Here is a 13,774-nt window from a genome sequence, read left to right as displayed (position 1 = left end):
TGCGGCGCTTCGCGTTCGCTCATGACGCGAAGTCCTCCGGATGCAGCGGCGCAATCGGGTGCACTTTCTCGCCGACGCTGACGGTATGGACGCCTTGCAGGACGATGCGGTCACCGTCCTTGAGGCCGTCGGTCACGGTGATGGTGCGCGCGTCATAGCGCGACACGCTCACACGCCGCAGTTGCAGCACATTGTCGGCGCCTTGCACGATCCACAGGGCGGGCGCGTTGCCATCGTGAAAGAGCGCCGTGGCGGGAATCGTGAAGGAGCGCGGCTGCCCATTGCCGGCCGGGTTTGGCGACAGGGCGATGTTGGCGGTCATGCCCAGCCGCACGTCCGCATCCGGATGTTCCAGTGTGAGCTTGATGCGCCATGTGCGGCTTTGCGGATCGGCGGCCGCGCTCAGTTCACGCACTTTGGCCGCATACGTACGGCCCGGCAGGGCGGGCAGCGTCACCTGGGCCGAGTCGCCCGTGTGCAATCCGGCAATGGCGTTTTCAGGCAGGTCGCTCACTACGTCCACTTCGCCGGTCCACGCGAGCTGATAGACGGCCTGGCCTGCCTGGACGTTCTGGCCGGTGTCGGCGTTTTCGGCGGTGATGACGCCCGCGTGATCGGCCACGAGCTGGGTGTAGCGGCGCTGATCCTGCGACAGCGCGAGTTGCTGCTTTGCCTGGTCGCGCTGCGCCACGGCCGACGCATAAGCGTCCTGCGTCTGTTCGAACTGGGCGCGCGCAATCAGGTTGGCTTGCGCCTGGGCGGTATCGCGGTCGAGCTGCTGCTTTGCGAAAACCAGACGGTGCTGCGCGGCGTCGTACTGCGCCTGGGCGCTTGCGGCGTTTTTGTCGTAATCGGCGGGATCGAGTCGCGCGAGCACCTGGCCGGGCTTGACCGCATCGCCAAGACGCACGCTGCGCTCGATGATCTTGCCATTCACGCGAAACGACAGCGGCGTGCTGTTGCGCGCCTGTACGCCGCCGGGATACGTGGTGGAGGGCGCGCTTTGATCGGCGTGCACGGTCATCGACACGACCGGACGCGGTCCGGGCGAGGCTGCTTCATGTTTGCCGCACGCGGCAAGGCTGACGAGGGCGCTCAACGCGCACGCGCTCGCAAAGCGCGATAACCTCGACACACCGGGATGCGAAGTCCACCGCACGGACGGATTGACGACGATAGCCTGGGACTGACACTGACTGCGCATCCTGTTCGATGCGCCACGACCGCGACGATTCACATGGACCTCGACATGCCTGGAACGCACGCGCGCCCGGCCCATGCGCGCTTGTCGCTCACGCTGGGCCTGTCGCGCCGCCGCTGAGTCCGTTCGCCCGCGCAAGCACAGCGCACAGGCGATGGGGCGCATGGATGTCTCCTCCGTCGCACACCGTCCGGTCTCAGATGATTTTACGAATTCTAATACAGCGCTGTATCTGAATGCGGAAATGAATCCGAAGAAAGATTCAGTGATAGACTCGCGCTACCATCGGGATGCCGGGCGCATGCCTCGATGGCGTTCTCCCCCCCACTAGACAGTCACCCCAACACCATGACGCGCCAAGCCACTCCGCGCACCCGACTCACCCGCGAACAGAGCCGCGACCAGACGCGCGAGTGCCTGCTCGACGCCGCGCGGAGTCTGTTCATGACCAAGGGGTTTGTCGGCGCGAGCGTCGAGGACATCGCGCAGGAGGCGGGCTATACGCGCGGCGCGTTCTATTCGAATTTCGACAGCAAGGCTGAACTGCTGGTCGAATTGCTGCGGCGCGATCATGAAGCGATGGAAGTCGATCTGCGCGCGATCTTCGAAGCCAATGCCTCGCGCGAAGTCATGGAAGCGCGGGTGATGACGTTCTACAGTCGTCTGCCGCAGGACAACAAGATGTTCCTGCTGTGGGTGGAAGCCAAGCTGCTTGCGGCCCGCGACGCGCGCTTCCGCACGCGTTTCAACGCCTTCATGAAAGAAAAGCGCGAGCGTCTCGCGGCCTATATCGAAGAGTTTTCCGCGCGCGTCGGCACGCCGTTGCCGATCGCGCCGGATCTGATGGCGCTGGGGCTGATGGGCTTGTGCGACGGCGTGCAATTTCTCGCCACCGCCGATCCGCAGCATGTGACGCCGCCGGTGGTGGAAGCGGTGCTCGGCCGCTTCTTCGCGCGCGTGGTGTACGGACGCGACGCCTGAACCGCGCGCACGAAAAACCTTAAATACCGAGGCCAGGACCGTAGTTGCTGCCGATCAGACTCGTGACGGACGCGACATCGCGATAATCCTGCTCGGGCATCCCGTCGAGGATCGCCAGCACCTCGTTGCTCGCGCCGGCGTTACGGGCGGCTTCCACGAGATCGTCCTTGTTGGCGGGCCAGCGCACTTCGCGCAGAACATCGGAGAACTGCAGGTCGATGGGTTCTTCGGGGATGGATGAAGCGGACATGCGCGAAATCCTCGGCGCGGCGGGCGCGCTCATGGTCAATCAGCTCGAACCGGATAGATAAACGCCCCGAAACGAAGGCAGGCGGGGCATGTGACGTCGCGCAATCAAGCATACACAAAGCCCACGCTGCTTCCCTTGTAGGTGCACAGCGATGCGAAGCGGACCCGCGCAGGCCTCAGGTCTGCTGATGGAGAACCGGGCTCAGCGTACGGTCCAGACGGTGCGACTTCGGCAGGCTCAGATACTCCCAGTGCTGCACACCGGTGGCGCTTGGCACGTCAGGCGCAGGCGGCGCGACCGGGACGTCCGCCATGGGCGAACGCATCTCTGGCGCAGGGGCGCTGGCTCGGTCGATCTGGGCGTCCTGCGTGCGGACAGGTGCGGCAAAGCACGAGGCCGACAGCAGCACGGTAGTCAACAGCGTCGAGGTTTTCATCGCTCGACCTCCTTTCCTCATGCGGCCCGAAGGTCGCAGCAAGTGCCGTGCCGTGGCGGTCAGGCTGACCGGACGAGGCAGGGCGGCCGCGCGCAAGAAGGCAATGGAAGCGGCGCGAGCCACGCGGCACACCGCCGGCTGTGCGAGGAAAGCGGTGACAGATGACCCGGGATACGCCGGAGGAACGTCTGTCAGTGCACACGCGCGAGCGGAAATCCCATAATGGCAGCAAATGATGCGCTACGTCTCGAACGCGTGTGCTTTTTTGATTTGTCACATGAAATCAGCGACTTAATCCTGAAACACTGGTGGTTCTCGATTGTTATCGATCCGGATTCATGCGCTGGTAGGCATCCAGCAGTGACGTCTTATAGACGACCCCCGCCAGTCGCGGCTGTTGCGCGCTTTCGATCACGGGCAGGCGTTCGCCCTGGAACGACATAAAGTGCTGCAACGCCACCGCGAGCGGCATATCGGGCGTGAGCACATCGAACGAAGCCTTGAGGTAATCGCAGGCGTGCTTGTTCGAGGTGTCGCGCTTTTGCAGCAGATCGTTGGTGATGTCCGCCAGCGCGACCGCGCCCAGGAAGCGACCTGTGTCGTCCGTCACGTAGAGGTACTTCACCGGATATTCGAGGAACACGCGCGTCATGTCCTGCACGGTCGCATCGGCGCGTACGACGGTGTCGGCGGGGCGCACCAGTTCGCGCATCTGGGTGGCGCGCAGGCGCAGGCGTTCGGCTTCCTCGCGGTTGCGGTGCAGCGTGATTTCGTACATCGACTTCGTACCCGTGGCGCGCGCCACGAAATACGCCACTACGCACGAGAGCATCAGCGGCAGCACGACCTGGTAGCTGAGCGTCATCTCGAAGATCATCAGGATCGCCATCAGCGGCGCCTGGGTGGCGCCCGCGAGGAACGCGCCCATGCCGACCATCGCGTAAGCGAAGGGCGCCGACGTGCCGTGCGGCCACAGCGCGTTCATGCCGTGGCCAAACAGGCAACCGATCACCGCGCCCATGAAGAGCGTCGGCGTGAACACGCCGCCGACCGCGCCCGAACCCACCGTCGCGGCCGTGGCGACGAGCTTGAACACCAGCACGGTCGCGAGCGCCGTCCACGTCCAGGGCGAATGCAGGATCGAATTCACGACGCTATAGCCGTTGCCCCAGACTTCGGGCGTCCACACGGAAAGCACGCCGCACACGAAGCCGCCGAGCGCGAGCTTGGCAGGCAGCGGCAGCTTGAGGCGGCCGAAACCGGCTTTCGTCACGTCGAGCATGGCGAGAAAGCGCGGCGCGAGCACCCCGCACAGCATGCCGAGTGCGACGAACAGCAGCACTTCGACGCCCGTGACGGGCGGGAACACCGGCATCTCGTACGGCGGCTTGTAGCCCGCGAATTCGCGCATCGTGATGTTGGCCACCACGGATGCAACCACGATCGGACCGAAACTCTCCATGACGATCGCACCCAGCACGATCTCCGTCACGAAGAACGCGCCGGCGATCGGCGCGTTATATGCCGAGGTGATACCGGCCGCCGCGCCGCACGCCACTAACAGACGCAGCCGCTGCGGATCGAAGTGCACCCAGCGCCCGATCAGCGAGGCGGCGAGCGCCGCCAACTGCACCATCGGCCCTTCGCGGCCGATCGAGCCGCCGCTGGCAATCGTGAACAGCGACGACGCGCTGCGCCACAGGCTCGTGCCCACCGGCATCACGCCATCGCCAATGGCCACCGCTTCGACATAGTCGGTGTGGATCGGCTTGTTGCCCGTGGAGGTGCCAGCGCGCGCATTGCGTTTTGCGATCAGCAGCAGGCAACCGGCGATAAAACCACCTGCCGCAGGCAGCCAGATGCGCGTGTGCCAAGGCAGCCGCCGCGCCATCTCGACGAAACTGCCTTCGCTGCCCGTGAACAGGATCTGCAGATGCGCGATGCCTTCGCGGAAGAGAACAGTGGCGAACGCCCCGGCCACGCCGACGATCACCGACCAGATCAGCATCGTGTGGGCGTCGGAGAGACGAAAGAGGTCGCGGGCGCGGGTGCGCAGTTTCAGCAGGAATGACAGCACGGCAGGCGGGCAGGTTGGGCGGTTGAGAAAAGCGCGACGCTCGTCGGGCGAGACGTCTGCGGCAAAGAAAAAGCGGCGGCGCGCAGGCCGGCCGCGTGAATCAGGATGCGTATCTGCGCGCGGGCGTTTAGCGCAACGCCCGATCGAGTTCCGGATAGTGGCGGAAGATGCCCGTTTCGTTGAACGCAAGCCGACGCTCGGACTGCACATAAGCGGCGATATTCGGGCGCGCGGCCACGGCGTCGTGCAACGCGATCACGTTCGGATAATGGTCGGCGAGATGCTTCGTCGCTTTCGGGAATGCGTAGCGCAAGCCCTCGACGATCTGGAACATCGACAGATCGACATAGCTGAGCGCCTTGCCCACCATATGTTGCGGGCCGTCCGGATTCTGCGTTAGCACGCGCTCGAAATAGCTCATGAACTTCGGAATCCGATGCTGAATGAAGTCCTTCGAACGCGCCTTCGCGGCGTCCTTCTGGTCTTCGTAATAGAGGGCGCTGGCAATCGGATGATGGGTGTCGTGCACCTCGGTGACGAGATCCGCGATCGTCAGCTGCAAGCCGTTGGCGATGATGCGCAAGCCCTCGTCGCGCGGCGCGAGATTGAGCTTGGGCCCGAGATAGAACAGGATGTTCGCCACGTGCGGCACGATCAGATCGCCGTCCTTGAGAAAGGGCGGCGCATAGGGCGGATACGGCGCGTCGCTTTCCAGTCCGGCCATTAGCGCGCCGATCCCGTGACCATCCTCTTTCTCGCCGCGCGCGACGTCCACATAGGGCGCACCAGCTTCCTCCAGCGCGAGCCGCACGAATTCGCCGCGCCCTTGCAAGCCGTCCCAGTAATACAGTTCGTATGCCATTGCTCGCCCCCTTCGTCGGATGGGACAGTATGGGCCGCAACTGTTGCGCCTGGGCGCTGCGTGGCGCGCGGGCATGACCGGGCGCACGGATGCGTGCACAAGCGCATGTACAAGCCCACGCAGAAGCGCAAAAAGCCCCGCCATCGGCGGGGCAAGCGACCGGACCAACCGGTGCGCGATCTCTCAGGCGGGGCCCGAAATAGGTTGCTGTCATCAACCGAACAGTCTCTCCACACCCCAGGTGATCGCCAGACCACCCAGCACGAGCCACACGTAAAGAATGAAACCCGTGGTCAGCGCCCGCGGACCGGCCTGACGGATCTGCGAGACGCGCGTTTCGATGCCGAGCGCGGTCATGGCCATGGTCAGCGCAAAAGTGTCGAGCAGGTTGAGCGACGAGGTCGCCGCTTCGGGCAGCACATGCAGCGAGTTCACCACCACCAGCGCGAGGAAGCCGAGCGCAAACCAGGGCACCGCCAGCTTGCGCGCACCTTGCTTCACGCCATCCGCACCCACCGCCTTACGCGCCGAACGATTGAGCCACACGCCGAGCACCAGCAGCACCGGCACGAGCAGCATCACGCGGGTCATCTTGACGATGGTGGCGATATGCGTGGCTTCCGGGCTCACGTTGCTGGCCGCGCCCACGACCTGCGCGACTTCGTGAATCGTGCCGCCGAAGAACAGACCCGCGCCGACGGTATCCAGATGCAGCCAGCCAGCGCGATAGAGCAGCGGATACAGGAACATCGAAAGCGTGCCGAACAGCACCACGCTGCCTACGGCCATCGCGCTTTTGTGCGGCTTCGACTGCAGCGTCGATTCGAAGGCGAGCACCGCGGCCGCGCCGCAGATCGCGCTGCCGGCGGCCGTGAGAATGGCCGTGTCGCGGTCGAGCTTCATGATCTTCATGCCCGCCCAGGTGCCGATTACGAGTGTGCTCACCACGATCGTCACCGACTCGACGAGGCCGGGCACGCCGACCTGGGCGATTTCCTGCAGGCTCACGCGCAGACCGAAGAAGGCGACGGCGATGCGCAGCAGCTTGCGCGCCGAAAAGTTGACGCCCGCCGCCCAGCTTGCCGGCATGGCGTCGGGCAGCAGATTGCCGTAGACCGCGCCAGCGACGATGCCGACGATCAGCGGGCTCAAGCCCAGGTTGGCGATAGCGGGCAGGGCCGCGAGTCGGGTAACGGCAAAGGCGAACAGCGCGACGAACAGGACGCCGTTGATCTGGCCGCGCGTCGAAAGGGCCGAATCCGGCGATGAATGCGAAAGTGTGGTCGACGATGTGGACATGGCAGGGTTATTCCGCTTTTGTTCCGTGTTAGCAGCAATCTCGCTACGAATGCGCTAATCCTAAATTACATATAACGATATGAAAAATCGTCATTTACGAAGTAATATATAAGTCAACCCGATAATTCACCGCGATGACCCCGGAACAACTGATAACTTTCGCCGCAGTCGCCGAGCACCGCAACATCAGTCGCGCGGCGCTGGCGCTGCATCTGTCGCAGCCTGCCGTCTCGGGGCAATTACGGCTCTTGCAGGAAGAATTCGGCGAGCCGCTTTATCTGCGCGATGGGCGCGGCGTGCGCCTGACGCCTACAGGCGAACAACTCGCCGCCTACGCCGCGCGCCTGCGCGAGAACTGGCGCGACGCGCTAGCGTTTCGCGATGCGCTGCGCGGTCTGGAGCGCGGCACGCTGCGCATCGGCGCGAGTACGACGCCCGCGAGCTACCGTTTGCCGTATCTGGTCGCGGCGTTCCATCGGCGCTATCCGGACGTGAAGCTGGAGACCGCCAGCGGCAATACCGCCGATGTCGTCGCCATGCTGGGCGAGCTGGATATCGCGCTGGTCGAAGGGCCGGTGGGCGCGCAACTGCCCGCCGATTGCGCCGTGCATCCATGGCACGAGGACGAGATCGTGGCCATCGCCCCGCGCGGTCATGCGCTCGTCGAAGCGGCTGCGGCGGCGGGCGGGCGCTGCGATCTGGCCGCGTTCGGCAACGTGCCGCTGGTCACGCGCGAGGACGGCTCGGGCGTGCGTCAGGTGGTCGAGCGCGCTTTCGCGCGCGCGGCGGTGCCGATGCGCGTCGCGCTTGAAATCGCGGGCGTGGAGGGCGTCAAGGAAGCCGTGCGCGCGGGCATGGGCATCGGCTTCGTCTCGGCGATGTCGATGCGGCACGAGGACGGCGCGCTCGCGCAGATCCGCATCGGCCCGGAACCGCTCGCGCGGCGCTTTTCGATTGTGGTGCCGCACGCGGGCGCAGCCTCGCGCGTCGCCCAGCGCTTTCTCGAACTCTGCCTGCTGGACGCGCCGCACGAAAACGGCAACGGCGCGCACCCCACCGCCGACAACCCAACAGGCGGCACAAGGTTCCCGCCATAAATTAGGGGATTTCCACAATGGCGCGGCTTGCCGGGTCGGCGCAACATCCCGCCATCAATCCGACGGAACGGAACAGGCGCTTAGGCGCTTTTTTTCGACCGTGATTTGGAACCGGTTCCAAGCAAGATCGGATGCGTTGTGTGAAACGGGAACCGGCAGCAACAGGAAGACGACGATGGCGGAAGTAGCAATTGTGGCGAGCGCGTTCGGCGCGGGATCGATCTGGCGTGACGGTCATGCAGCGTGGTTCGGCGCGACGAAAGCGGCGGGCGCGTTTGCGTTCGAGGTGCGGCGCGAACTGATGCACGACGCCGATGCGCAACCCGAAGCGCTGCGGGCGCTCGGCACAGCGCTTGCGGGTGCGGGCCTGTGGTCCGTGTGGTCGACGCCCGACACGCTGTACGCCGACGATGGCGCGCTCAACGAAGCCGAACTGCGCCTTGCCGTCGAATGCGGCCGTGCGCTGGGCGCGCGCTTCGTCAAATTGCAACTCGGCAGCTTTGCGGGCGAAGCGCATGTTGCGCGGCTCGCGGCAATTCTCGAAGAGATCGGCGTGAAAGGCGCGAAACAGGCCGAACCAAACGCGCCGCGTGTCGTCGTCGAAAACGGCCAGCTCGAACAAGGCGGCAAGCTCGCGCAATTCACGGCGCTGTTCCGCGCGCTGCGTGCGGGCGATGAAGCCAGCCTGATCGGCATGACCTTCGACATCGGCAACTGGCAGTGGACGGGCGAAGCGCCGCTGATGGCCGCCGTCGCGCTCGCGCCCTACGTCGAATACATCCACTGCAAAGCGGTCGAAGGCGAGGGCGCGCGACGCTTCGCCTGCGCGCCCGCCGCCGACGATCCCCTGTGCCGCGCCGCGCTCGCGCGCCTGCCGTCGAACGTGCCGCGCGGTATCGAATTTCCGTTCGACGAGCAGCGCGTGCAGGAAGACGCCGCGCGCTACGTGACGTGGCTGGCATCGGCATAACGTCGGCATAAGCACGCACTCGAATTCATCTTTTGCAGGAACGCATTCCATGACGCACTCACTCGATGTCATCACCTACGGCGAGGCCATGGCGATGTTCGTGGCCGCCGATACCGGCGCGCTGCACGACGTCGCACAATTTACGAAACGTGCGGCGGGCGCCGAACTGAACGTGGCGACCGGCCTCGCGCGACTGGGCTTCAAGGTGGGCTGGATGAGCCGCGTAGGCGACGATTCGTTCGGCCGCTTCGTGCGCGCCGTGCTCGCCCAGGAAGGCATCGACGCACAGTGCGTCGAAACCGATCCGCGCTATCCCACCGGCTTCCAGCTCAAGTCGAAGACCGACGACGGCAGCGATCCCGCTGTCGAATATTTCCGCCGCGGCTCGGCCGCCAGCCATCTGTCGATCAGCGATTACCAGCGCGGCTATGTGCTGGGCGCGCGTCATCTGCATCTGAGCGGCGTCGCGCCGGCGATTTCCGCGACCTCGCGCGAACTCGCCTTCATGCTGGCGCGCGAGATGCGCGAAGCGGGCCGCACGATCAGTTTCGATCCGAACCTGCGCCCGACACTCTGGGGCTCCGAAGCGGAAATGGTCGCGACGCTCAATGAACTCGCCCGTTTCGCCGACTGGGTTTTGCCCGGCGTCAACGAAGGCCGCATTCTCACGGGCTCCGACGATCCCGAACTGATCGCGCGTTTCTATCTCGAACGCGGCGCGCGCGGCGTGATCGTGAAGCTCGGCGCGCAAGGCGCGTACTTCGAGACGAACACCGGCGAGCGCGGCCATGTGCAGGCGCAGCGCGTGGAGAAGGTGGTGGATACGGTCGGTGCGGGCGATGGCTTCGCGGTGGGCGTGGTGAGCGCGCTGCTCGAAGGCCGTGCGCTGCATGAGGCCGTCGCGCGTGGCAATCGCATCGGCGCGCTTGCGGTGCAGGTGATCGGCGATTCGGAAGGCTTGCCGACGCGTGCGCAACTCGATGCGCTCGAAGCCCACCAGGCGCACGACGCGCACGCCGCCGCATAACGCATCGCGCGCAGCAGACCGCGCCGCAGCCCCCTATTCAAGCAGCAAGGAACGGCACCAGGCTCAAACGCCCAACATGCCGCCGACAGGAGACACCGATGACCTCAACCTCGCTTGCCCCACGCCGCTGGTGGGCGATCATGCCGATCGTGTTCATCACGTACAGCCTCGCCTATCTCGACCGCGCGAACTACGGTTTCGCTTCGGCAGCGGGCATCAATCGCGATCTGGGCATCAGCCCCGGGCTGTCTTCGCTGATCGGCGCGCTGTTTTTCCTCGGTTACTTTTTCTTCCAGTTGCCGGGTGCGGTCTACGCGGAACGTCGCAGCGTGCGCAAGCTGGTGTTCGTAAGCCTGCTGCTGTGGGGCGGCTGCGCGTCGCTCACGGGCGTCGTCACCAATATTCCTTCGCTGATGGTGATCCGCTTTGTGCTGGGCGTGGTGGAAGCGGCGGTGATGCCCGCCATGCTCATCTACATCAGCAACTGGTTCACCAAATCCGAGCGTTCGCGCGCCAACACCTTTCTGATCCTCGGCAATCCGGTGACGGTGTTGTGGATGTCGGTGGTCTCGGGCTATCTCGTGCACAGCTACGGCTGGCGTCATATGTTCATCGCCGAGGGTGTGCCCGCCGTGGTGTGGGCCGTGTGCTGGTGGCTGCTGGTGCGCGACAAACCGGCGCAGGTCCAGTGGCTCTCGAACGACGAAAAGCGCGCGCTGGACGCCGCCATGCGCGCCGAACAGGCCGCCATCAAGCCGGTGAAAAACTACGCCGAAGCGTTCCGCTCGCCCGCCGTGGTGCTGCTGTGCGCGCAGTATTTCTGCTGGAGCATCGGCGTGTATGGCTTCGTGCTGTGGCTGCCGTCGATCGTCAAGAACGGCTCGTCGCTGGGCATGGTCGAGACGGGCTGGCTCTCGGCAATGCCGTATCTCGCTGCTACCATCGCGATGCTCGGCGCGTCGTGGGCGTCGGACAAGCTCAATAATCGCCGCGCTTTCGTGTGGCCGTTCCTGCTGATCGGCGCCATGGCTTTCGCGGGTTCGTATGCGCTCGGCGCGACGCACTTCTGGACCTCGTACGCGCTGCTGGTGATCGCGGGCGCGGCGATGTATGCGCCGTATGGCCCGTTCTTCGCGATCGTGCCGGAACTGCTGCCGAAGAACGTCTCCGGCGGCGCGATGGCCTTGATCAACAGCATGGGCGCGCTCGGCTCGTTCGTGGGCTCGTACGTGGTCGGCTATCTGAATGGCGCAACCGGCTCGCCTGCGGCATCCTACGCATTCATGAGCGCGGCGCTGCTTGTGTCGGTAGGCCTCACGCTCGCCGTGAAGCCGCGCCGCGACGACGCCCCTGGCTATGTCGCGCCTGCGCATGGTAAATAACGCAAGCGCGAACGCAAACGAGAACGCATTCGAACCCACGGAAAAACGTGCACCTATGAAACAGAAGATCGTTGCCTACAAGACCTTGCCTGCCGATGTCGCGGACTATCTGCGCGAACATGCTGAAGTCGTGTTCGTCGACGGAAGCGATGCGCAGGCGCTGAGCGCCGCGCTCAAGGATGCCGACGGCGCCATCGGCTCAAGCGTCAAGGTCACGCCGGCGATGCTCGACGGCTCGCGCATCAAGGCGCTCTCGACCATCTCCGTGGGCTTCGACCAGTTCGACGTGGCCGATCTCACGCAGCGCGGCATCGTGCTCGCGCACACGCCCGACGTGCTCACGGAATCGACGGCGGATACGGTGTTCTCGCTGATCCTCGCCAGCGCCCGCCGCGTGGTCGAACTGGCCGAGTGGGTCAAGGCCGGTGAGTGGAAGGCGAGCATCGGCCCGGCGCATTTCGGCGTGGATGTGCAGGGTAAAACGCTGGGCATCGTCGGGCTGGGTCGCATCGGCGGCGCGGTCGCACGTCGCGCGGCGCTCGGCTTCAACATGCAGGTGCTCTACACCAACCGCAGCCCGAACGAGACCGCCGAGCGCGAATACGGCGCACGCCGCGTCGAACTCGACGAACTGCTCGCGGTGTCGGATTTCGTCTGCCTGCAGGTGCCGCTCACCGACGCCACGCGTCATATGATCGGCGCGGAGCAATTCGGGAAAATGAAGAAGAGCGCGATCCTCATCAACGCTTCGCGCGGCGCGACCGTCGACGAAAAAGCGCTGATCGCCGCGCTGGAAGCGGGCACGATCCACGGCGCGGGCCTCGACGTATTCGAGCAGGAACCGATCGATCCAGCCTCGCCGCTGCTGCGCATGCCGAACGTGGTGGCGCTGCCGCATATCGGCTCGGCCACGCATGAAACGCGTCACGCGATGGCGCGTAACGCCGCGGAAAACCTCGTGGCGGCGCTCGCGGGCACGCTGCGCACCAACATCGTCAACCGCGAGGTGCTGGCGAAATGACGATGGAGTCGAGCAGCCCGAGCGCAGAAGGCCCGCGCCGCGCGACTATCAGCGATGTCGCGCGCGAAGCGGGCACCGGCAAGACCAGCATTTCGCGCTATCTGAACGGCGAACTGTCGGTGCTGTCGCCGGATCTGCGCGCGCGTATCGAAGCGGCCATCCAACGGCTCGACTATCGGCCCAACCAGATGGCGCGCGGCCTCAAGCGCGGGCGCAACCGGCTGCTCGGTCTGCTGCTCGCGGACCTGGCGAATCCGTATTCGGTCGAAGTGCTGCAAGGCGTGGAAGAGGCTTGCCACGCCCTCGGCTATATGCCGCTGATCTGCCACGCGGCCAATGAAGTCGATATGGAGCGGCGCTATCTGCAACTGCTCACCACGTATCGGGTGGAAGGCGTGATCGTCAATGCGCTGGGCGTGCGCGAATCGATGCTCAAACCGGTAGGCAGCGGCGGCATTCCCGCCGTGCTGGTCGACCGCACCGTCGATGGTCTCGACGCCGATATGGTCGGTCTCGACAACGCGGCGGCCGTGCGGCAAGGCGTGCGGCATCTGATCGAGCGCGGTTACGACGACCTCGTGTTCGTGGTCCAGCCGTTCGAGCACGTGAGTTCGCGCCGCGAGCGCGAAGCGGCGTTTCGCGCTTCGACCCAAGGCGAAGCGGCCGCGCACCGCACGCATGTGCTCGATCTGCGCGAGGAAGAGGGCATCGAAGCATCGCTTGCCGCGCTCGATACCTATCTCGCCGACGCGGCCAGGCGCGGCGCGCGCTGTGCGCTGTTCGCCGCCAATGCACCGGTGGCGCTGCGTCTTGCGCTGCATCTGAAGGCTCAATTGGGCGCGCAGTGGCAGCAGCAGGTCGCGCTGATCGCCATCGACGATCCCGAATGGGCCGAGCTGGCCGGCATCACCACGATCCGCCAGCCGACGCGCGAAATCGGCTATCGCGCCGTCGAATTCCTGCACGAGCGCATCGAAGGCGCCGCGCCCGCCGCGCGCGCCGCGGCATTTCCGGGCGAGCTGGTCGTGCGGGCTTCCACCCTGGGTTGAGATCGACGTAGCGCCGGGCCGCGCGCAGCCGCCGCTGCGCGATCGGCCCATTTTCTGCGATGATGCGGGCTGCGGCGTGCGACATGAATGAACATGGATGATTTTGTGCGCGCGCCGGACGT

The 13,774-nt window shown here is 65.3% G+C and carries 13 protein-coding genes; 7 read left to right on the top strand and 6 right to left on the bottom strand.

Annotation, left to right across the window (positions count from 1 at the left end; genetic code table 11):
* Nucleotides 1-19 precede the first annotated feature (19 nt).
* Entirely contained in the window at nucleotides 20-1,099 is a 1,080-nt protein-coding gene (locus F3J17_RS07645) for an efflux RND transporter periplasmic adaptor subunit (protein ID WP_240160861.1), read from the bottom strand.
* A gap of 450 nt (nucleotides 1,100-1,549) precedes the next feature.
* Here F3J17_RS07645 and F3J17_RS07640 point away from each other — a divergent pair, with 450 nt between their 5' ends.
* A complete protein-coding gene (locus F3J17_RS07640; protein ID WP_167055679.1) occupies nucleotides 1,550-2,182 on the top strand; it encodes a TetR/AcrR family transcriptional regulator in 633 nt (210 codons plus the stop codon).
* A gap of 19 nt (nucleotides 2,183-2,201) precedes the next feature.
* Here F3J17_RS07640 and F3J17_RS07635 read toward each other — a convergent pair whose 3' ends face one another.
* From F3J17_RS07635 to F3J17_RS07615, 5 genes are all read right to left on the bottom strand, one after another.
* Nucleotides 2,202-2,432, bottom strand: a complete 231-nt coding sequence (locus F3J17_RS07635) for a DUF2795 domain-containing protein (RefSeq protein ID WP_167055676.1) — start codon at nucleotides 2,430-2,432, stop codon at nucleotides 2,202-2,204.
* 175 nt (nucleotides 2,433-2,607) lie between these two features.
* Entirely contained in the window at nucleotides 2,608-2,868 is a 261-nt protein-coding gene (locus F3J17_RS07630) for a hypothetical protein (RefSeq protein WP_167055673.1), read from the bottom strand.
* A gap of 322 nt (nucleotides 2,869-3,190) precedes the next feature.
* Nucleotides 3,191-4,945, bottom strand: coding sequence for a ClcB-like voltage-gated chloride channel protein (locus F3J17_RS07625; protein WP_167055671.1), 1,755 nt, complete (start codon nucleotides 4,943-4,945; stop codon nucleotides 3,191-3,193).
* Nucleotides 4,946-5,072: 127 nt separating this feature from the next.
* A complete protein-coding gene (locus F3J17_RS07620) occupies nucleotides 5,073-5,807 on the bottom strand; it encodes a glutathione S-transferase (protein WP_167055668.1) in 735 nt (244 codons plus the stop codon).
* 213 nt (nucleotides 5,808-6,020) lie between these two features.
* Nucleotides 6,021-7,106 (bottom strand): YeiH family protein, encoded by a 1,086-nt coding sequence (locus F3J17_RS07615; protein WP_167055665.1) that lies wholly within the window; start codon nucleotides 7,104-7,106, stop codon nucleotides 6,021-6,023.
* Nucleotides 7,107-7,240: 134 nt separating this feature from the next.
* On the opposite strand from F3J17_RS07615, the gene F3J17_RS07610 reads away from it, so the two are divergent.
* The 6 genes from F3J17_RS07610 to F3J17_RS07585 all read left to right on the top strand — a co-directional run bounded on the left by F3J17_RS07610 (nucleotide 7,241) and on the right by F3J17_RS07585 (nucleotide 13,652).
* A complete protein-coding gene (locus F3J17_RS07610) occupies nucleotides 7,241-8,203 on the top strand; it encodes a LysR family transcriptional regulator (protein ID WP_167055662.1) in 963 nt (320 codons plus the stop codon).
* Between the two features lie 175 nt (nucleotides 8,204-8,378).
* Nucleotides 8,379-9,173 carry a TIM barrel protein gene (locus tag F3J17_RS07605; RefSeq protein ID WP_167055659.1) on the top strand — a complete coding sequence of 265 codons (795 nt, stop codon included), beginning with the start codon at nucleotides 8,379-8,381 and terminating at the stop codon, nucleotides 9,171-9,173.
* Between the two features lie 49 nt (nucleotides 9,174-9,222).
* On the top strand, nucleotides 9,223-10,200 hold the full coding sequence (locus tag F3J17_RS07600) for a sugar kinase (RefSeq protein WP_167055656.1): 978 nt from the start codon (nucleotides 9,223-9,225) through the stop codon (nucleotides 10,198-10,200).
* Between the two features lie 98 nt (nucleotides 10,201-10,298).
* Nucleotides 10,299-11,582 (top strand): MFS transporter, encoded by a 1,284-nt coding sequence (locus F3J17_RS07595; RefSeq protein ID WP_167055653.1) that lies wholly within the window; start codon nucleotides 10,299-10,301, stop codon nucleotides 11,580-11,582.
* Nucleotides 11,583-11,637: 55 nt separating this feature from the next.
* A complete protein-coding gene (locus tag F3J17_RS07590; protein WP_167055650.1) occupies nucleotides 11,638-12,603 on the top strand; it encodes a D-glycerate dehydrogenase in 966 nt (321 codons plus the stop codon).
* Entirely contained in the window at nucleotides 12,600-13,652 is a 1,053-nt protein-coding gene (locus F3J17_RS07585; RefSeq protein ID WP_167055647.1) for a substrate-binding domain-containing protein, read from the top strand. Before F3J17_RS07590 ends, F3J17_RS07585 begins: the two co-directional genes overlap by 4 nt.
* Nucleotides 13,653-13,774: the final 122 nt, after the last annotated feature.

This window comes from Burkholderia sp. Ax-1719 (genome assembly GCF_011753055.1).
Taxonomy (GTDB): Bacteria; Pseudomonadota; Gammaproteobacteria; order Burkholderiales; family Burkholderiaceae; genus Paraburkholderia.
Note: the sequence above shows the minus strand (reverse complement) of the source record. Positions and strands in the feature narration are given on the sequence as shown.

Bases quoted from the DNA above. Each gene is read 5' to 3' on its own strand.
- F3J17_RS07630 (WP_167055673.1), bottom strand. From the start codon at position 2,868: ATGAAAACCTCGACGCTGTTGACTACCGTGCTGCTGTCGGCCTCGTGC.
- F3J17_RS07605 (WP_167055659.1), top strand. From the start codon at position 8,379: ATGGCGGAAGTAGCAATTGTGGCGAGCGCGTTCGGCGCGGGATCGATC.
- F3J17_RS07585 (WP_167055647.1), top strand. From the start codon at position 12,600: ATGACGATGGAGTCGAGCAGCCCGAGCGCAGAAGGCCCGCGCCGCGCG.
- F3J17_RS07590 (WP_167055650.1), top strand. From the start codon at position 11,638: ATGAAACAGAAGATCGTTGCCTACAAGACCTTGCCTGCCGATGTCGCG.
- F3J17_RS07610 (WP_167055662.1), top strand. From the start codon at position 7,241: ATGACCCCGGAACAACTGATAACTTTCGCCGCAGTCGCCGAGCACCGC.
- F3J17_RS07635 (WP_167055676.1), bottom strand. From the start codon at position 2,432: ATGTCCGCTTCATCCATCCCCGAAGAACCCATCGACCTGCAGTTCTCC.
- F3J17_RS07620 (WP_167055668.1), bottom strand. From the start codon at position 5,807: ATGGCATACGAACTGTATTACTGGGACGGCTTGCAAGGGCGCGGCGAA.
- F3J17_RS07595 (WP_167055653.1), top strand. From the start codon at position 10,299: ATGACCTCAACCTCGCTTGCCCCACGCCGCTGGTGGGCGATCATGCCG.
- F3J17_RS07600 (WP_167055656.1), top strand. From the start codon at position 9,223: ATGACGCACTCACTCGATGTCATCACCTACGGCGAGGCCATGGCGATG.
- F3J17_RS07640 (WP_167055679.1), top strand. From the start codon at position 1,550: ATGACGCGCCAAGCCACTCCGCGCACCCGACTCACCCGCGAACAGAGC.
- F3J17_RS07615 (WP_167055665.1), bottom strand. From the start codon at position 7,106: ATGTCCACATCGTCGACCACACTTTCGCATTCATCGCCGGATTCGGCC.